Genomic DNA, 18,442 nt, shown 5'->3' on the forward strand with positions numbered 1-18,442 from the left:
GGGTCGTCAGTGCGTCAGCGCGGGGACCGTCCGGGGGCGGACCACGAACCAGAGCATCAGGATCGCGACGGCGGCGGTCGACGCCATCACCATCGCCATCGGGGTGGCCGTCGTGATGCCGAGCCAGCCAACCACCGGCGAGATGAGCCCGGCGACGCCGAAGTTCAGGGCGCCGAGCACCGAGGCGGCTGTCCCCGCCTCTTTCCCGTGGGCGGCGAGACCGATGACCTGCACGAGCGGGAACGAGAACCCGCACGCGGCGATGAAGAACCACAGCGGGACGAGCACGCCGACCAGACCGGCCCCGAGCTGGTCGAGCACGATGATCGCGAGCGACGCCAGCAGCAGGGTCGCTGTCGAGCACGCCAGGATCCACTGCGGACCGACCCGCTGGGCGAGCCGCGACGAGATCTGCACGCCGAGGACGACCCCGACGGAGTTGACGGCGAAGAGCAGCCCGTACTGCTGCGCGTCGAGCCCGTAGACCTGCTGGAACAGGAACGGTGACGCGCTGAGGTACGAGAACAGTCCGCTGAACACCATGGCGCCGATGAGCGCGACGCCGACGAAGATCCGGTCGGAGAACAGCGCCTTGTAACGCTGGCCGATGGTGGAGTGTCCGGCCTCGTGCCGACGGGCCGGGGGCAGGGTCTCGACGATGAGCAGGATCGACGCGATGACCACCGCCAGGCCGTAGCAGGCGAGGAAGACGAAGATGCCGCGCCAGCTGGTGAACTGCAGCATCTGCGAACCGATGAGCGGCGCGAGGATCGGTGCGAGGCCGTTCACCATCGCCAGGCGGGACAACATGCGCACCAGCGGCTTGCCGCCGAAGAGGTCACGCACCGTCGCCATCGCGACGACACCGCCGGCTGCGGCGCCCATGCCCTGCAGCACGCGGAACACCGCGAGCAGCTCGATGTCCGGCGCGGTCGCGGCGCCGATCGACGCGGCGATGTGCACCGTCGTCGCGATGATCAGCGGCAGTCGGCGGCCCACCTTGTCGCTCCACGGGCCGACCAGGAGCTGCCCGATGGCGAAGCCGAGCGTCGTCGCGGTGAGCGTCAGCTGGACCGCGCCGTCGGTGACGCTGAACTGGTCCTTGATCGCCGGGAACGCCGGCAGGTACAGGTCGATCGTGAACGGACCGAGCGCCGTGAGGGCGCCCAGGACGAAGACGTAGACGAGCCGCTGCCCGCGGGAGAGCGAGTCTCCCGGGTGCAGGACGACCCGGAGCGAACCGGTGGTGGCGGGCGCGGTCACGAGACAGGAGTCCTTCGACGATGAGGGGGCGGGGGGGGTGATCGCGGGTCGATCGAATCGATTCGTCCGCGGAACCATCCTACGGTCGCCGGTGCGTGCTCGGCGCCGCCGGTGCGGGCCGCCCGCGTGAAGCGGCTGGTGCTGCCCCTCGGCCCGGCGCGGACCATGCGGTAGCGTCGGGTTGCTCGGGGGCCTTCCGGGTGAAGCGGATCAGAAGGGGGTGGGCGTCATGGTGGATGCCCGGATCCTGCACACCACTGCAGCGCTGCGCGAGGCGATCCTGCGACTCGCAGCGGACCGACCGGTCTCGGAGATCACCGTCGCCGACGTCACGCGTGCCGCCGGCATCAACCGGGCCACGTTCTACTCGCACGCCGTCTCCCCCGGGTCGTTGCTCGCCGACGTCCTGACGCCGGAACTCGACCGCATCCGGCAGGACGACGCCGACGAGCGCCGGGCCGCCGCCGATCGGGGCGCCGGAGCCGACGAGCTCGCGGCCATCACCCGGCGCGGCATCAACGCCGTCGTCGAGCACGTGACGACGCACCGCGACATCTACGGCAAGGCGCTGCCGGACCCGAACGACGCCTCGCTGCACCGGCTGCTCGTCGAGCACTTCACGGTGTCGAGCGCCCTGCACATCCGCGAGCTCGACCCCGCCCACCGGCCCGACCTGCTCGACGACGTCGCCGCTGGGTTCGTGGCGCAGGGCTTCGTCGGGGCGATCGAGGCCTGGCTCGCCGGGCCCCGCCGGTCGCGGAAGGCGCTGGTCGAGACGATCACGCTGTCGTTCCCCGCGTGGTGGAGCTGAGCGGACCGCTCCTACTCGGCGTCCGTCGTGTCGCCGTCCGTCGGGTCGGTCTCCGGCTTCTCGCCGCGCTGCAGGGACTCCACGACGTCGACCGCCGTCGCCGCGGTGTCGGCGTCGTCGCCCCCCGACGGCACGCGGTAGTCGGCGGACACCCCGTCGCCACCGGTGCCGGTCGCGGGCAGCGGATCACCGAGGGACACCACGACGACCCCGGCGTCGTGGGCGGTCTGGATCACTCCGGTCAGTGCGGACGGTCGGGCGGCGTGCACGAGCAGGGCCTTGGCCCCCTTCCGCACGAGCTGGGCGACCGCGGTGCGCTGGGACGCCGCTGCACCCGATGCCGGAGCGACCCGGACGTCCGGCCGGAACCCGGCGTCCGTCAGGTCGGTGCGGAGCCGGTCGGCGAGGGCCGCGTCGTCGTGCACCAGGACGACACCGATCACGGCCTGCTGGTCGAAACCGCCGTCGGAGCTCGTCAGGTCGGTGCTCTGCACGGGTGTGGGGGCGGCCGACGTCGTGCCCTGGCACCCGGCCAGGGTCAGGGCCGCCGCCAGGGCGACGGTCACGGCGACGATGCGCAGCACGGTGGTCTCCTCTTCGGTCCGGTCTGCCACGCTACCCGGCGGCCGGGCCGTGCGACGACGGAGTCCGCGACGGGACTGTTCCGCCCGGGCCTGCCGACACCGTCGTCGCAGGCGCGGGCACGGGGCCGAGCCGTCGGACGGCCGCGATCGCCAGTGCGGCGAACCCGATCATCGCCGCGAACACCAGGGGGAACGACACCGTGCCGTCGGCGCCACCGGTCGCGGTGAAGAGCAGGCCGGTCACCGCCAGACCGATCACGCTGCCCGCGGCATCAGCGATCGTCAGGGCCGAGCTCGCGAACCCGTCGTCGCCCTCGCCGGAGAACCGCAGCGTCAGCATCGAGGCGCGCGGGTAGATCGCGCCCATGCCCGCACCGCCGACGAACCAGCCGGCGACCAGCACCCACCACGACAGGTCGAACGTCGCGACCGCGAGCGCGGTCACCAGGCTGACGAGCACCAGCGTGAGCCCCACCCCGAAGGTGCGCCGGGCAGTGAGCCGCCGCTCCCCCAGACGGCCGTGCGCCCAGCTCGACGCGGCCCAGCTGAGTGCCGCCACCGTCAGGGCGAGCCCGGCGGCCGACGGCGACAACCCGTGTTCGGCCTGCAGCAGGAACGGCACGTACGCCTCGCTCCCGAAGAACGACGCGGCGACGAGCCCGCGCAGCAGCACGACCGACGGCAGCCCGGCCGCGGCCCGGAACGTGCCGGTCGGCAGCAGCGGTCGCAGGGCGAACCAGGTGCCCACCAGCCCGACGACGACCGCGGCGACCATGCCCCACGGGGTCAGGTCCGGCGCCACGTTGAGCAGCAGGATCGACACGGCCGCCGCGACCGACCACCCGATCCGGACCCGCTGCCACGGCGGGCGGAGCGACGCGGCCGGGGCGTGCAACCGGCCGAGGGTCGGCACGAGCAGGACGAACGCGGCCAGCGCGATCACCAGGGCCCCGGCGAAGACCCAGTGCCAGTTCCAGGTGTCGGTGACGATGCCGGCCAGCGCGGGACCGATCAGCGCGGGGACGACCCAGGCTGCGGCGAACCCGGCGAACACCGGTCCGTGCAGCTCGGCGGGGAAGATCCGGGCGACGAGCACGTACAGCACCACGTCGATCGCCCCGGCGCCGAACCCCTCGATGAGCCGCCCGGCCAGGAACACCTCCATGGTCGGCGCGAGCATCACCACGGCGGTCCCCACGGCGAAGAACACCGCCGACACCCAGGCCACGATCCGTCCGCCAGCGCGGTCTGCCCAGTTGCCGGCGAGGACCATGCCGGGCACCCCGGCGGCGAGTGGCGCGGCGAAGGCGAGCGCGTACAGGGTCTCTCCGTCGAGGTCGCGGCTGATCACCGGCATGATCGTCGTCATCGCCAGGTTCTGGAACGCCGCGACGCCGACGATCGCGACCATGCCGATCGTCGCGAGGGCGTACGGCCCGCTCAGCAGGCTGGTCCGCGACGCCGTTGTGCTCACCCGATCATCGTAGGGGCGGGCGCCGACGACACGGTGGCGCGTCCCGCGTCCCGCGTCCCCCGTCCCGCGTCCCGTGTCCCGAGCCCCGTGTCCCGTGTCCCGAGCCCCGAGCCCCGCGGCAGCAGGCCCGCGTCAGCGCGCCAGCGCCTGCTCCAGGTCCGCCACCAGGTCGCCGGCGTCCTCGATGCCCACCGACAGCCGCACGACGTTCTCCGGCACGGCCAGCTCGGTGCCCTTCACGGACGCGTGGGTCATCTCGCTCGGGTACCCGATGAGCGACTCCACTCCTCCGAGCGACTCGGCCAGGGCGAACAGCTCCGTCGACTCCGCGAACCGCTTCGCCGCCTCGGCGCCGCCGGACAGCGCGACCGAGAGCATCCCGCCGAAGCCGCGCATCTGGCGGGCGGCGACGTCGTGCCCCGGGTGGTCGGGCAGGCCCGGGTAGTAGACGCGCTCGACACCGGGCGCGACGACGAGCGCCTCAGCGACGGCCTGCGCGTTCCGCGAGTGCCGCTCCATGCGCACCGCGAGCGTCTTGATGCCGCGGGTGGTCAGGTAGGCGTCGAACGGCGACGAGATCGCACCCGCGCCGAACTGCAGGAACTGCACCTTCGCCGCGAGCTCCTCGTCCGCCAGCACGACGGCTCCGCCGACGACGTCGGAGTGTCCGCCGAGGTACTTCGTGGTCGAGTACACGACGACGTCGGCACCGAGCGACAGCGGCTGCTGCAGGTACGGCGACGCGAACGTGTTGTCGACGACCACCAGGGCGCCCGACTCGTGCCCGAGGGTCGCGAGCGCGGCGATGTCGGCGATCTTCATGAGCGGGTTCGTCGGCGTCTCGACCCACAGCACGGTGGTGGCCGGTGCGCCCTGCAGGGCTGCACGGACCTGGTCGAGGTCGCTCATGTCGACGACGACGAGCTCGACGCCCCACGGCACGTGCAGCCGGCTCACCAGGCGGTGGGTGCCGCCGTACACGTCGTTGCCCATCACGACGCGGCCACCGGGGACCAGCGCGGCACGGAGCAGGGCGTCCTCGGCGGCGAGCCCGGACGCGAACGACGACGCCGCGACGCCGCCGTCGAGGTCGGCGAGGAGCACCTGCAGCGAGTCGCGCGTCGGGTTGCCGGCGCGCGAGTACTCGTAGCCGTTGCGCATGCCGCCGACGCCGTCCTGCACGTACGTCGACGTCAGGTGGATCGGCGGGATGACGGCGCCGGTGGTCTCGTCGGGCTCCTGGCCGGCGTGGACGGCCCGGGTGCTGAACTCGGTCATGCTCGGTGGTTCCTTACTCGGAGAGGTAGGTGAGGAGGTCGTGCCGGGTCAGCACGGTGACGGGCTTGCCGTCCGCGACGACGAGGAGCGCGTCGGCCGACTCGAGCGCACGACGCGCCGCGGAGACCGACTCGCCGACGCCGATGAGCGGCAGCGGGTCCCCGACGAAGCCGGTGAGCGCGTCCGACATCTTCGCGGTGCCGGTGAAGACCTGCTCGAGCAGCGCCTTCTCCTCGACGGCGCCGACGACCTCGCCGATGACGACGGGCGGCTCCGCGCTGAGCACGGGCATCTGCGAGACGCCGTACTTGGTCATGATGTCGACGACGTCGCGCACGGTGTCCGCCGGGTGCGCGTGCACGAGGTCGGGCAGGCGGCCGTCCTTGCCGGCGATGAGCGAGCCGACGGTGCGCTCGTCGTCGGTCTCGGCGAAGCCGTAGGAGCGCATCCACCGGTCGTTGAAGATCTTGCCGAGGTAGCCGCGGCCGCCGTCCGGCAGCAGCACGACGACGACGTCGTCCTCGGTCAGGTCACGGGCCGCGCGGAGCGCCGCGACGACGGCCATGCCGCTCGAACCGCCGACGAGCAATCCCTCTTCGCGCGCCAGGCGCCGGGTCATCGCGAAGGAGTCGGCGTCTGACACGGCGATGATCTCGTCCGGCACGCCGGCGTCGTACGCGCTCGGCCAGAAGTCCTCGCCGACACCCTCGACCAGGTACGGGCGACCGGTGCCGCCGGAGTACACGGAGCCCTCGGGGTCGGCCCCGACGATGCGGACACCGCCGTCGGACGCCTCCTTCAGGTACCGTCCGGTGCCCGAGATCGTGCCGCCGGTGCCGACGCCCGCGACGAAGTGGGTGATCTGTCCCTCGGTGTCGCGCCAGATCTCCGGACCGGTGGTCTCGTAGTGGCTCCGAGGACCGTTCGGGTTCGCGTACTGGTTCGGCTTGTAGGCGCCGGGGATCTCCTGCACGAGCCGGTCCGACACCGAGTAGTAGGACTCGGGGTGCTCCGGCGCGACCGCGGTCGGGGTCACGACGATCTCGGCGCCGTACGCCGTCAGCACGCTGCGCTTGTCCTCGCCGACCTTGTCGGGCAGCACGAAGACGCACCGGTAGCCCCGCTGCTGTGCGACCAGGGCCAGACCGACGCCGGTGTTGCCGGAGGTCGGTTCGACGATGGTGCCGCCGGGGCGCAGGTCACCGGAGGCCTCGGCCGCGTCGATGATCCGGGTGGCGATGCGGTCCTTGGACGACCCACCGGGGTTCAGGTACTCGACCTTCACCAGGATGGTCGCCCGCACCCCCTCGGTCACCCGGTTGAGCTTGACGAGCGGGGTGTCGCCGACGAGGTCGACGACGGAGTTCGCGTAACGCACGGCGTCGAGTCTAGGACGCGGTCCCCGCGTCCCGCTGGGATGTGTCGTGCGCGGACAACGCACCGTGATCCCGCGGCGGGCGACGTGCCCTGGTCGCGCTGCGCGCCGGACGGGAGGCCCGTGCGGACGCCGCCACGGGCCTCCTGTCCGGCGCCCGGTCGCGACCACGACCGTCAGGGGCGGACGACGTCCGCCGACGTGTTCTGCTGCCGGTGCAGCTGGGCGTACGTGCCGTCGAGGGCGAGGAGTTCGTCGTGCGTGCCCTGCTCGACGATCTGCCCGTGGTCGAGGACGAAGATGACGTCGGCGTCGCGGATCGTCGACAACCGGTGCGCGATCGAGATGGTGGTCCGACCGGCCGCCGCAGTGTCGAGCGCCGTCTGCACGACGTGTTCCGAGATGGAGTCGAGTGCACTGGTGGCCTCGTCGAGGACGAGCACCGGCGGGTCCTTCAGCATGACCCGCGCGATGGCGATGCGCTGCTTCTCGCCACCGGACAGGCGGTAGCCGCGCTCCCCCACGACGGTGTCGTAACCGTCCGGGAACGACGCGATCGTGTCGTGGATGTTCGCCGCACGGGCCGCACGCTCGAGCTCGTCGTCGGTGGCGTCGGGCTTGGCGTACCGCAGGTTCTCGCCGATCGTGGCGTGGAACAGGTACGTCTCCTGGCTGACGATGCCGACGTGCCGCATCAGGTCCTCGTGCACCAGGTCGCGGACGTCCTGCCCGGCGAACCGCACCGATCCCTCGGTCGCCTCGTACAGCCGGGGCACCAGGTAGGACACCGTCGTCTTGCCCGCGCCGGAGGGGCCGACGAAGGCCGCGAACTGCCCGGGGCGCAGCTCGAACGACACCCCGCGCAGGGTCGGCTTGTCGGCTTCGCCGTCGGGGTAGGTGAAGACGACGTCGTCGAAGGCGACGTGGCCGACCTTCGACTCGTCCACGGGCCGGGCGGTCGGCGAGTCCGTGATGGCCGGCTTGAGGTCGAAGTACTCGAAGATGCGGGCGAAGAGCGCACCGGAGGTCTGCAGGTCGAGGACCACGCGCAGCAGCCCGACCGTCGGGAACAGCAGCCGGGACTGCACCGTCGTGAACGCGACGATCGTGCCGGCCGTGATCGGGACGTCCCCGATGATCAGGTACGCGGCGACGACGTAGATGATCGCCGGGATGATCGACAGGAAGATCTGCACGATCGCGAAGAACCACTGCCCGGACATCTGCTGGCGCACCTGCAGGGTGATCTGGTTGCGGTTCTCGTCCCCGTAGCGGCGGGTCTCGCTGGCCTGCTGGTTGAAGCTCTTCGCCAGCAGGATGCCCGAGACGCTCAACGCCTCTTGGGTGATGGCCGTCATGTCGGACAGCGACTCCTGCGTCTGCGCGGCGATGCGGGCCCGGACCTGGCCGACGCGGCGCTGCGCGATCACGAGGAGCGGCAGCAGGACCACGGCGACCAGTGTCATCTGCCAGCTCAGCAGGAGCATCGCGACCACGGCGGCGATCACGGTCACGGTGTTGCCGAGCACCGACGAGATCGTGTTGTTCAGCACGCTCGCCACGCCGCCGACGTCGTTCTGCAGGCGCGACTGGATGACGCCGGTCTTGGTGCGGGTGAAGAACGCGAGCTCCATCCGCTGCAGGTGCGCGAACAGGCGCATCCGCATCGCACCCATGACCTTGTTGCCGACCGTCGCGGTCAGGTACGTCTGCCAGACGCCGACCCCGGCGCTCGCGATCCAGAGCAGGACCATCGCGGACACGAGCTCGATCAGCACCGGCACGTCCGGGCGACCCGACGGCGGGAACAGCCCGCGGTCGAACGCCTGCTGGGTGAGCAGCGGCGGCACGACCGAGATGGCCGCACCGATCAGCACGAGGACGACCGTGAGCATGATCGCCCGGCGGTGCGGCTCGAACAGCGCGGCGATGCGCCGGACCAGGTGCGGGATCCTTGGCGCCTCGGCGTTGGCGGCCTTCTGCGCGCGGAAGTCGCCGCTCGAGATGCGCCCGCCCCCGCGCGGACCGCCGCCTCGCCCGCCGTGTCCCATGCTCATGGAGCCACCGTAGCCCCGCGCTCGGACATCGACCGCCCTGTCCACAGCACCGCAGTATTTGACCCCGTTCAGGGGGCGTGCGAGCATGTGCCGTCCCCGTCCCCGCACCACCGAGGTCCCATGTCGTCCGCGCCGTCACGTCCCACGTCCCTGGGGGCGCAGCTCGCCCGCCGCAAGCCGATCGAGCAGCTGCAGGCCGAAGCGTCCCGCGGTGTGAACGGGGAACCGCTCCGTCGGTCGCTCGGGGTCTGGCAGCTGACGATGATCAGCGTCGGGGCCACGCTCGGCACCGGCATCTTGGTGGTCCTCGGCACCGCGGTCCCGCTCGCCGGTCCCGCCGTCTGGATCTCGTTCGTCGTCGCGGGGATCGCCGCGCTGCTGTCCGCGCTGTCGTACGCCGAGATGGCGGGCGCCGTCCCGACCTCGGGGTCCAGCTACTCGTACACGTACGCCACGATGGGCGAGGGCATCGCCTGGATCTGCGGCTGGTGCCTCGTGCTCGAGTACGCCGTCTCGGTGGCCGCGGTCGCCGTGGGTGCCAGCGAGTACGTCGACGAGACCCTCCGCGTGTTCGGCCTGCACCTGCCCACCGCGCTCTCCGCTCCCCCGGTGGACGGCGGCGTGGTCAACCTGCCCGCGGCGGTCCTGGTCCTGCTCGCCACCGCCGTGCTGCTGCCCGGCGCCCGCGAGAGCGCCTGGGTGAACACCGTCATGGTGATCGTGAAGATCGCCCTGCTGGTCTTCTTCGTCGTCGTGGCGTTCACGGCGTTCCGGGTGCAGAACTTCGAACCGCTCGCCCCGATGGGTGCCGCCGGGGTCACCGCCGCCGCGTCACGGCTCTTCTTCTCGTACATCGGCTTCGACGCCGCATCGACCGCCGGTGAAGAGGCGAAGAACCCCCGCCGTGACCTGCCCCGGGCGATCATCGGCTCGATCGCGCTCATCACCGCGCTGTACATCCTCGTCGCGATCGCCGCCGTCGGGGCCCGCTCGTGGACCGCGTTCTCGTCGTCCGAAGCGTCGCTCGTCCGCATCGTCGTCGACGTCACGGGGCAGCCGCTCGTCGCCCTCGTGTTCTCGATCGGGGCGGTCGTCGCCATCGCCAGCGTCGTGCTCACCGTCCTGTACGGCCAGACCCGCATCCTGCTCACGATGTCCCGCGACGGCCTGGTGCCGAAGGTCTTCGGGCGGGTCTCCCGCCGAACCGGCACCCCGATCGCGAACACGCTCATCATCGGCATCGCCGTGACGATCGTCGCCGCGCTCGTGCCCCTCGGGGAACTCGCCGATGCCACGAGCATCGGCACCCTCGTCGCCTTCGCCCTGGTGAACGTGTCCGTCATCGTGCTCCGCCGTTCGCAGCCCGACCTGGAGCGCTCGTACCGGGTGCCGCTGTTCCCCGTCGTACCGATCCTCGGCACCCTGAGCTGCGTGCTGCTCGCGGTGTTCCTCGGCGCCACCACCTGGATCGCCTTCGGCATCTGGATGGTCGCCGGCGCCCTGCTCTACCTCGCCTACGGCCGCCGCCACAGCACCCTGCGCTGACGCGCCCGCCGCGCCGCCCCGCGCCGCGCGGCCCGCCGTTGCCTGCCCCGCGACGACCTCACGCGCTGGCTCCCGCCAAAGCGACAGATGCCCGCGGAACGTTCGCGGCACTCTGTCGTTCTGCCGGGAGGCATGACTCAGTTCCCACGAGAAGCGTCGCTCTGGCAGCACCAAGATGCCAGGACGTCATCGGCACGGCACACCGTGCTGACGGAACAGGGTTCGGAGGCGCTCCGGCGCAACGAGGTGCTCCCAGTACACGCGGACGAACCCGTTGACCTCACCGCGAGCACGGACCCGGTCCTCGCGCTGCTTCTCCCTCCAGACGGCGTCGGCGCCGCTCCTCCCCCGCAGCATCTCGCGGTCCTCGTACTTCTGCCGCCCGTCGAACTCGATCACGATCCCCTGCCTCGGCAACCAGAAGTCGACCCGGTCAACGGCGCCGTCCACGCCGATGAACTCGTGCTGCGGTTCCATGTCCGGGCACCCGAGCTCGGCCGCACGCGCTGCGAAGTAGGACTCGCCCACCGACTCGTGGCGGACATCGCAGATCTCCAACGCGTGCTCGAGGCGGACCGCGCCCCACGGACCGGCAGTCAGCGCCAGGTGCTCGAGGTCTTCGTGCCGGACTCCGTTGCGGAGCGCGTGGTCCAACCCGACGACCGCTGCAGCCAGGGGTCCCCGACGGGCGAGCTCGATCGTCGTCTGCGCGAGAGCGGTGTACTCGACGCCGTGGAAACGGTGCCCCGACACGAGCGAGGACGCGGCGTGCATCGTCAGCCCGGTACGTCGGAGGTCGTGCTCCAGTGCGGGCACGTTCGCATGGACGCGCTCCGGCCACGGGTCGAGACGAGGTGCCCCGAGGATCGCAGCCGCTGAGTCGAGCGACCACACAGCGCCTCCGCAGAGCAGCGGGAGAGCGGCCCGCATGCGGACGAGGTGTCGACTCCGGCCGTCGAGCGCGTCCCACGCCGAGCGGTCGACGTAGACGCCATGTCGCACGCGGACGAGTTCACCGGCCAGCTTGCGGCGCTGCAGCTGTCGTGCGTCCGCGCGGTCGAGTCTGTTCGTCCGGAACAGTGCGATGGCGTTGGCGGGGTGCATGGCAGCACTCTGTCGCCCAGCGCAACCGATGTCGGCGACGTTCGCCGATCTGTGGAGAATCCACGCGCCTCCAGGCGGTCGTGCGGCGATGCCAAAGCGACGGTTCTCCGGAAGTGGGCTCTGTCAGAGGCGCCGAAGCGACAAGAAGCTGTGCTCTTTCCGGGCCCATCTGTCGCTTTGGCGGAAGCGACAAGACCACCCGCACACGACGAAGGCCGCCGCCCCGAGGGGCAGCGGCCTTCGTGACCGGAACGGTCGAGACTACGCGAGCTCGATCGTGGCGCCAGCGGCCTCGAGGGTCGCCTTCGCCTTGTCGGCGGTCTCCTTGTTCGCACCCTCGAGGATCTTGGCGTCGGCGGTCTCGACGAGCGCCTTGGCCTCACCGAGGCCGAGCGACGTCAGGCCACGGACCTCCTTGATGACCTGGATCTTCTTGTCACCAGCGGACTTGAGGATGACGTCGAACTCGGTCTTCTCCTCAGCGGCCTCGGCCGGAGCAGCTGCGCCGGCGGGGGCGGCAGCGGCGACCGGGGCGGCCGCGGTGACCTCGAAGACCTCTTCGAACTTCTTCACGAAGTCCGAGAGCTCGATGAGCGTGAGCTCCTTGAAGGCCTCGATGAGCTCGTCCTGCGAAAGCTTCGCCATGATTTTCTCCTACTACTAGCTAGTACGTGTGGTTGATGAACGCGAGCCTGATCAGGCCGCGGACTCCTGCTTCTCGCGAAGGGCGTCCACGGTGCGGACGGCCTGCGAGAGGGGTGCCTGGAACAGGTACGCAGCACCGAACAGCGAGGCCTTGAGTGCGCCGGCGAGCTTGCCGAGCAGCACTTCACGGGACTCGAGGTCGGCGAGCTTGTCCACCTCGGTCGCGGTGAGCGGGTTACCGTCGAAGTAACCGCCCTTCACCACGAGCTCGGGGTTCGCCTTGGCGAATGCACGCAGCGACTTCGCGACGGCGACGGTGTCACCGTGGACGAAGGCGAGAGCGGACGGACCGGCGAGCTCGTCGTCGAACGACGAGATGCCGGCGTTGTTCGCCGCGATCTTGGTCAGCGTGTTCTTCACCACGGCGTACGTGGCGTGCTCACGGATCGAGTTGCGGAGCTCCTTGAGCTGCGCGACCGTGAGACCGCGGTACTCGGTGAGCAGAACGGCGTTCGAGCTACGGAAGGACTCCGTGAGCTCGGCGACCGCAGCTTCCTTGTTCGCCATGGTTCTCCTTGGGGGTCTTGCCGGCAGCCCCAGGTCCACGAACGAAAAAAGCTCCGGCGCAGAGGCTCGGAGCTGCTCTCACCAGATGGTGGGAGTGGTTCGGAACACCTGCGCGGGATGCCTCACGAGTGAGGACCTTCGGTCACGATGTTCACAAGAACGTTGCGAGCAGCACGACATCCGGCGGTCTTTGGCTTCGAGAACTGTACCAGACGCCGTGGCCGTCACCAAACAGCGGCCGGGAGGCGCGGGGCGGGCCCGCACCGCGCCTCCCGACCGTCAGTGGGTCGGGTCCACCGCAGCGGGTGTCGCCGACCAGTCCGCGGACCCGGCAGGGTCAGCCGACGACGACGCGACAGCCACGGCCCCTGCCCCGGTGGCAGCCGCAGCCGGGTCGCGGGGCAGGTGCACCGTGAACACGGTGTCCCCCGGCTCGCTCGTGACCTCGACCCGGCCGCCGTGCGCCTGCACGACCGCGTCCACGATGGCGAGCCCCAGGCCGGTCGACCCGACCGTGCGGGACCGCGAACTGTCCGCCCGGGCGAAGCGCTCGAACAGCTTCGGCAGGAACTCCGGGTCGATGCCCTGGCCGGTGTCGCGCACGGTCAGGTCAACGCCGCCGTCGACCGGGGCGAGGCCCACCGTGATGCGGGTGCCCTCGGGCGTGTGGGTCCGGGCGTTCGTGACGAGGTTGACGATGACCTGGTGCAGGCGTGCGGCGTCGCCCGTGATGGTGACCGGCTCCGGCGGGACGTCGACCTCGATGGGGTGTTCGGGCGAGGCGGCGTGGGCGTCGTTCACGGCGTCGAGCACCAGTCCGGTCAGGTCGACCTCGGCGAACTGGATCTCGCGGCCTTCGTCGAGCCGGGCGAGGAGCAGCAGGTCCTCCACCATCGAGGTCATGCGGATGGACTCGGACTCGATGCGGCTCATGGCGTAGACGACGTCCTTCGGCAGGTCGCCGCCCATGCGCCGGGTGAGTTCGGCGTACCCGCGCACCGAGGCGAGCGGGGTCCGGAGCTCGTGCGAGGCGTCGGCGACGAACTGCCGCACCTTCTGCTCCGAGCGTTCCCGCGCCTGCATCGCACTGCCGATGTGCCCGAGCATGCGGTTGAACGCGCTGCCGACCCGGCCGACCTCGGTGCGGGGGTCGGTGTCGGGCACGCGGACGCCGTCGAGGGCGTCACTGCGGTCGAGGGGCATGCGCGCGACGGTGGACGCGGTCTCAGCGACGCGCTCGAGCGGCCGGAGCGACTGCCGGACCACGAACGCCGCGACGATCGAACCGGCGACCAGTGCGGCTGCCAGGACGGAGAGGACCCCGGCGAACAGCTTCCAGACGCTGTCGTAGACGGGGGCCATCGGGAGCCCCACGACCAGGACGGCCGGGCCGACGTTGACGGCGGCGAGGCGGTACCGCCCGACGTCCGAGCCGAGGTCGATCGTTTCCGGGTCGGCGTCCACGCGGACGGACCCCAGTGCCTCGGCGCTGGCCTGCGGGATCCCGCTCGGACGGCCGTAGTCGTCGAGCACGTTCGCGATGACGACCTGCCCGTCGACGAAGTACGCCGTCAGGGTGCCGGCAGCTTGCCCGGACGGCCGGGACAGGTCGATGCTCGGCTGCCCCGACTGGTTCTGCTGCAGGTACCGCTGCGCCCGGTGGGTGGCGCTCGTGATCTGCTTGTCGATCGCGCTGGTCTGGATCGAGAAGAGCGCGATGAGGCTCGCCCCGCCGATCACCGCGCTGACGGCGACGACGAGGGCGACGATGCTCAGGACGAGCCGGCGCCGCAGGGTCACGAGGTCGGCTTGATGACGTACCCGACGCCGCGCACCGTGTGGATCATCGGGGTCTCACCGGCGTCGATCTTCTTGCGCAGGTAGGAGATGTAGATCTCGACGACCGACGACTTGCCGCCGAAGTCGTACGACCACACGCGGTCCAGGATCTGCGCCTTCGAGAGCACGCGCCGGGGGTTCCGCATCAGGAAGCGGAGCAGCTCGAACTCGGTGGCGGTCAGTTCGATCGGGCGGCCGGCGCGGTGCACCTCGTACGACTCCTCGTCGAGCACCAGGTCGCCGACGACGATGCGGGAGTCCCCGGCCTCGGAGATCGAGATCTGCGAGCGGCGGATGAGCCCACGCAGCCGCGCCACGACCTCCTCGAGGGAGAACGGCTTGGTGACGTAGTCGTCGCCGCCCGCGGTGAGCCCGGTCACGCGGTCCTCGACCGAGTCCTTCGCGGTGAGGAACAGCACCGGGGTGTCGTCGTTGTTCTGCCGCAGCCGGCTCAGCACCTGCAACCCGTCGAGGTCCGGCATCATCACGTCGAGCACCATCGCGTCGGGCTTGAACTCCCGCGCGGTCGTCAGGGCGTCCTGCCCGCCGTTCGCGCTCTTGACGTCCCAGCCCTCGTAGCGGAGCGCCATGGACAACAGGTCGGTGAGGCTGGCTTCGTCGTCGACGACCAGGATGCGCAACGGGGTTCCGTCGGCACGCGTGAGGCGCGGGGCTGCTGCGGGCTGGGAGATGGTCACGTCTTCGAGTATCGAGAAGTTCCTATGAGTCGTCTGTGGCGCGGCCCAGTGCGTTCTGTGGATCGAGGACACGTCCACGTCGACCGCTCCGTACGTTGGGAGCATGTTGCGATCTGCAGCCTGGCCCCCGTCGGCCCGGCACCTGGACACCGCGCGGATCGAACGGACGACCGGGAGGCCCGGCTCGCCACCGACGGACCGCCTGACGGTCGCGCGGGCGGTCGCCGCCACCACCCCACCCCTGTCCGCCGGCACGGCCGGCGGGTTCTTCGGCACGCTCGCCGCGGTCGCCGCGGCGGACGTCGCCACCGCCCGCACCGTCGAACCGCACCTGGACGCGCTCGGGATCCTCGCGCAGGCCGGGGTCGACGCCCCGGACGGCTCGACCTGGGGCGTCTTCGCGGCCGAGGGGCCGGGCCTCCGACTCGACGCCGCACCACAGCACGACGGCACGGTCCTGCTGCGCGGCACGAAGCCGTGGTGCTCGCTCGCCTCGACGCTCTCGCACGCCCTGGTCACCGCGCACCTGGGCGACGAGCGGGTCCTCGTCGCCGTGGACCTGCGACAGCCCGGGGTCACCGCGCACGACGAGGCCTGGGCCGCACGAGGCATGCCGGACGTGCCGAGCGGTCCGGTCGACTTCGACGGCGTCCGGGCACGACCCGTCGGGGCGCCCGGCTGGTACCTGCGACGCCCGGGCTTCGCCTGGGGCGGCATCGGCGTCGCGGCCTGCTGGTGGGGCGGTGCAGTCGGGCTCGCCCGGGTGCTCCGTGACACCGCGTCGGCGCACCCGGAGTCCGAGCTGCTGCAGGCCGCCCTCGGCGCCACCGTGGCCGACCTCGCCGACGCGGAGGACGCCCTCGCCGACGCCGCCGCCCGGATCGACGACTCCGACCCGGCCTCCGACGACACCGACTGGCGGTTGCTCGCCCAGACCGTCCGGTCGCGGGTGCGCCGTTCGGTCGACGCCGTGCGCGAGCGGGTGGTCTCGACGATCGGCCCGGCTCCACTGACCGCCGACCCCGCAGTCGCCGCGCGGGTCGCCGACCTCGAGCTCTACGTCCTGCAGGACCACGGCGCGCGGGACCTCGCCCGCCTCGGCCGGATGGTGCTCGAGCGGGGCGGTGTCGCGTGGTGAGCTTCGACCACCGCGAGCCGGGCACCGACCCGGCGGCGTGGACGGGGTTCCTCGACGGCCTGGACGCACCGGCGATCGAACTGTCCGGCATCGGGTCGGTGGTGGTCGTCGCGCCCCACCCCGACGACGAGACCCTCGGCGCCGGTGGGCTGATCGCGGCCGCTGCAGCGGTCGGCGTCCCCGTGCACGTGCTGCTCCTCACCCGCGGCGAGCGCTCCCACCCGGACTCCCCCACGACGACCCCGGAAGCGCTCGCCACCGCCCGTGACGACGAGTTCGTGGCGGCCCTGCGCACCCTGCACCCCGACGTGACGTCGACCTCGGTGGGGATCCCGGACGGCGCGACCCGCGAACACCGGAACCGTGTCGTCGACAGCCTCGACACGGTGCTCGCCGACGCCGCCCGCCCCGTGCTGCTCGTCGCGCCGTGGCGCGGGGACGGGCACCGTGACCACCGCATCGCGGGCGAGGTCGCCGAGGCCGCCGCGGCGAGCGCCCCCGACGTCGACCTGCTCGCGTACCCGGTCTGGGCCTGGCACTGGGACGACCCGGACCACTCCGTCGCCCCGTGGGCCGACGTCCGGGCCCTCGCGCTGCCCGAGGACCTCGTCGCCCGGAAGCGTGCCGCCCTCGATGCCTACCCGTCGCAGACCTGGCCCCTGTCGCCTGCACCGGGAGACGAGGCGATCGTCGACGACCGGCACGCCGCCCATCACCTGCGGGCGACGGAGTGGTTCTTCGCGCCGGGGTCCGCCGCGTCGCGGTCGCGCGAGTCGTTCGACGCCCACTACGACCGGAAGCCCGAGGGGTGGGACTTCGACGGGTCCTGGTACGAGCAGCGCAAGCGTGCCGTGACGCTGGCGGCGCTTCCCCGCCCGCGCTACCGGTCGGCGCTCGAGCTCGGCTGCGCCACCGGGGTCCTGACAGCCGCCCTGGCCGACCGCGCGGACGACGTCCTCGGCACCGACATCTCGGCGGCGCCGCTGGAGCGTGCTGCCCGCCGCGCCCCGACCGCGCGGTTCGTGCAGGCTGCCCTGCCGGCGGAGTGGCCGGACGGGCGCTGGGACCTGGTGGTGATGTCCGAGGTCGGGTACTACCTGTCACCAGCCGACCTCGACGCGACGATCGACCGTGTGCTCGGGTCACTCGACGACGACGGCGTGCTCGTTGCCTGTCACTGGCGGCACCCCGACGACGAAGCCGTGTCGAGCGGTGACGCGGTGGACGCACGGCTGACCGAACGGTGGCCGCGTCCCGCCCTGCTCCGACACGTGGAGGAGGACTTCGTCCTGAGCGTCCTGCCCGGCCCGGCGGCCACCTCGGTGGCCCGGGCCGAGGGGATCATCCGGTGACCGGACCGGAACCGCGTGCACGCATCGACGTCGTCGTCCCCGCGCACGACGAGGCGGACCGGATCGCCGCGTGCCTCGACGCGCTCCTGGTGGCCGTCGACCGGCTCGCCGCGGAGCGACCCGGATTCGACGCCGCCGTCACGGTGGTGCTCGACGGCTGCACGGACGGCACCGCTTCGGTGGTTGATCGGTACCCCGTCGACGTCCTGACCACGGACCGTGTCGGGGTCGGTCGGGCACGCACGATCGGGGCGACGCACGCGCTCCGTGCCCACGACGGCGATCCGTCTGCCCGGTGGCTCGCCCACACCGACGCCGATTCGCGCGTGCACGAACGGTGGCTCGTCCAGCAGTCCGACGCCTTCACCTCCGGTGCGCAGGTGCTCGTCGGTGCCGTCGTCCCCGACCCGGACGACCTGGCGCCCGCGGTGCTCGACCGCTGGACGCGGGCGCACCCGCCCGGTGCCGCCCTCGGCCACGTGCACGGCGCGAACCTCGGCGTGCTCGCCGCGGCGTACGTCAGCCTCGGCGGGTTCGACCCCGTGCCCGAGCACGAGGACGCGCGGCTGGTGGCCCGGGCGCGGGCGCTCGGCTTCCGGGTGGACGCCACCGTCGACCTGCCGGTGGTGACGAGCGGGCGCTTCGCCGGCCGGACCCCCGGCGGGTACGCGGAGCACCTGCGCCAGCGGTACGGCGACGTCGGCTGACCGCC

Annotated in this window: 16 protein-coding genes; 5 read left to right on the top strand and 11 right to left on the bottom strand. The window is 71.8% G+C overall.

What is annotated here, in order from left to right:
• Positions 1–6: 6 nt before the first annotated feature.
• A complete protein-coding gene (locus tag DEJ06_RS00665; protein ID WP_051596893.1) occupies positions 7–1,263 on the bottom strand; it encodes a multidrug effflux MFS transporter in 1,257 nt (418 codons plus the stop codon).
• 229 nt (positions 1,264–1,492) lie between these two features.
• Between DEJ06_RS00665 and DEJ06_RS00670 the strand changes: the two genes are divergently transcribed.
• Entirely contained in the window at positions 1,493–2,074 is a 582-nt protein-coding gene (locus DEJ06_RS00670; RefSeq protein WP_138803833.1) for a TetR/AcrR family transcriptional regulator, read from the top strand.
• 11 nt (positions 2,075–2,085) lie between these two features.
• Here DEJ06_RS00670 and DEJ06_RS00675 read toward each other — a convergent pair whose 3' ends face one another.
• From DEJ06_RS00675 to DEJ06_RS00695, 5 genes are all read right to left on the bottom strand, one after another.
• The gene (locus tag DEJ06_RS00675) at positions 2,086–2,688 is read right to left on the bottom strand and encodes a substrate-binding domain-containing protein (protein ID WP_071405024.1); all 603 of its coding nucleotides are present in this window, start codon (positions 2,686–2,688) and stop codon (positions 2,086–2,088) included.
• Position 2,689: 1 nt separating this feature from the next.
• Positions 2,690–4,132, bottom strand: coding sequence for an MFS transporter (locus tag DEJ06_RS00680; protein WP_111029406.1), 1,443 nt, complete (start codon positions 4,130–4,132; stop codon positions 2,690–2,692).
• A 132-nt stretch (positions 4,133–4,264) separates the two neighbouring features.
• The gene (locus tag DEJ06_RS00685; RefSeq protein WP_056070707.1) at positions 4,265–5,410 is read right to left on the bottom strand and encodes a cystathionine gamma-synthase; all 1,146 of its coding nucleotides are present in this window, start codon (positions 5,408–5,410) and stop codon (positions 4,265–4,267) included.
• 13 nt (positions 5,411–5,423) lie between these two features.
• Positions 5,424–6,788, bottom strand: coding sequence for a cystathionine beta-synthase (locus DEJ06_RS00690; RefSeq protein WP_111038076.1), 1,365 nt, complete (start codon positions 6,786–6,788; stop codon positions 5,424–5,426).
• Between the two features lie 173 nt (positions 6,789–6,961).
• On the bottom strand, positions 6,962–8,836 hold the full coding sequence (locus DEJ06_RS00695) for an ABC transporter ATP-binding protein (RefSeq protein WP_071405027.1): 1,875 nt from the start codon (positions 8,834–8,836) through the stop codon (positions 6,962–6,964).
• A gap of 126 nt (positions 8,837–8,962) precedes the next feature.
• Between DEJ06_RS00695 and DEJ06_RS00700 the strand changes: the two genes are divergently transcribed.
• Positions 8,963–10,387, top strand: a complete 1,425-nt coding sequence (locus DEJ06_RS00700; protein WP_111038077.1) for an amino acid permease — start codon at positions 8,963–8,965, stop codon at positions 10,385–10,387.
• A 186-nt stretch (positions 10,388–10,573) separates the two neighbouring features.
• Here DEJ06_RS00700 and DEJ06_RS00705 read toward each other — a convergent pair whose 3' ends face one another.
• The 5 genes from DEJ06_RS00705 to DEJ06_RS00725 all read right to left on the bottom strand — a co-directional run bounded on the left by DEJ06_RS00705 (position 10,574) and on the right by DEJ06_RS00725 (position 15,240).
• Entirely contained in the window at positions 10,574–11,491 is a 918-nt protein-coding gene (locus DEJ06_RS00705; RefSeq protein WP_111038078.1) for a hypothetical protein, read from the bottom strand.
• A gap of 261 nt (positions 11,492–11,752) precedes the next feature.
• Positions 11,753–12,136: a 50S ribosomal protein L7/L12 gene (gene rplL, locus DEJ06_RS00710; protein ID WP_027466380.1), complete on the bottom strand. Its 384-nt coding sequence runs from the start codon at positions 12,134–12,136 to the stop codon at positions 11,753–11,755.
• Between the two features lie 51 nt (positions 12,137–12,187).
• Positions 12,188–12,703 carry a 50S ribosomal protein L10 gene (gene rplJ / locus DEJ06_RS00715; protein ID WP_017888663.1) on the bottom strand — a complete coding sequence of 172 codons (516 nt, stop codon included), beginning with the start codon at positions 12,701–12,703 and terminating at the stop codon, positions 12,188–12,190.
• 279 nt (positions 12,704–12,982) lie between these two features.
• Entirely contained in the window at positions 12,983–14,503 is a 1,521-nt protein-coding gene (locus tag DEJ06_RS00720; RefSeq protein ID WP_111038079.1) for a cell wall metabolism sensor histidine kinase WalK, read from the bottom strand.
• Positions 14,500–15,240, bottom strand: a complete 741-nt coding sequence (locus tag DEJ06_RS00725) for a response regulator transcription factor (protein ID WP_017888661.1) — start codon at positions 15,238–15,240, stop codon at positions 14,500–14,502. Before DEJ06_RS00725 ends, DEJ06_RS00720 begins: the two co-directional genes overlap by 4 nt.
• 103 nt (positions 15,241–15,343) lie before the next feature.
• Between DEJ06_RS00725 and DEJ06_RS00730 the strand changes: the two genes are divergently transcribed.
• The 3 genes from DEJ06_RS00730 to DEJ06_RS00740 are packed head-to-tail and all read left to right on the top strand — an operon-like array spanning position 15,344 to position 18,437.
• On the top strand, positions 15,344–16,378 hold the full coding sequence (locus DEJ06_RS00730) for an acyl-CoA/acyl-ACP dehydrogenase (RefSeq protein ID WP_111038081.1): 1,035 nt from the start codon (positions 15,344–15,346) through the stop codon (positions 16,376–16,378).
• Positions 16,375–17,730: a PIG-L family deacetylase gene (locus DEJ06_RS00735; RefSeq protein ID WP_258372423.1), complete on the top strand. Its 1,356-nt coding sequence runs from the start codon at positions 16,375–16,377 to the stop codon at positions 17,728–17,730. Before DEJ06_RS00730 ends, DEJ06_RS00735 begins: the two co-directional genes overlap by 4 nt.
• Positions 17,727–18,437, top strand: coding sequence for a glycosyltransferase family 2 protein (locus DEJ06_RS00740; RefSeq protein ID WP_181436751.1), 711 nt, complete (start codon positions 17,727–17,729; stop codon positions 18,435–18,437). Before DEJ06_RS00735 ends, DEJ06_RS00740 begins: the two co-directional genes overlap by 4 nt.
• The last annotated feature ends 5 nt before the right edge of the window (positions 18,438–18,442 follow it).

The sequence above is a fragment of the Curtobacterium sp. MCLR17_051 genome (assembly GCF_003234395.1).
Lineage (GTDB): Bacteria > Actinomycetota > Actinomycetes > Actinomycetales > Microbacteriaceae > Curtobacterium > Curtobacterium flaccumfaciens.

Bases quoted from the DNA above. Each gene is read 5' to 3' on its own strand.
- DEJ06_RS00670 (WP_138803833.1), top strand. From the start codon at position 1,493: ATGGTGGATGCCCGGATCCTGCACACCACTGCAGCGCTGCGCGAGGCG.
- DEJ06_RS00685 (WP_056070707.1), bottom strand. From the start codon at position 5,410: ATGACCGAGTTCAGCACCCGGGCCGTCCACGCCGGCCAGGAGCCCGAC.
- DEJ06_RS00695 (WP_071405027.1), bottom strand. From the start codon at position 8,836: ATGGGACACGGCGGGCGAGGCGGCGGTCCGCGCGGGGGCGGGCGCATC.
- DEJ06_RS00700 (WP_111038077.1), top strand. From the start codon at position 8,963: ATGTCGTCCGCGCCGTCACGTCCCACGTCCCTGGGGGCGCAGCTCGCC.
- DEJ06_RS00705 (WP_111038078.1), bottom strand. From the start codon at position 11,491: ATGCACCCCGCCAACGCCATCGCACTGTTCCGGACGAACAGACTCGAC.
- rplL (WP_027466380.1), bottom strand. From the start codon at position 12,136: ATGGCGAAGCTTTCGCAGGACGAGCTCATCGAGGCCTTCAAGGAGCTC.
- rplJ (WP_017888663.1), bottom strand. From the start codon at position 12,703: ATGGCGAACAAGGAAGCTGCGGTCGCCGAGCTCACGGAGTCCTTCCGT.
- DEJ06_RS00730 (WP_111038081.1), top strand. From the start codon at position 15,344: ATGTTGCGATCTGCAGCCTGGCCCCCGTCGGCCCGGCACCTGGACACC.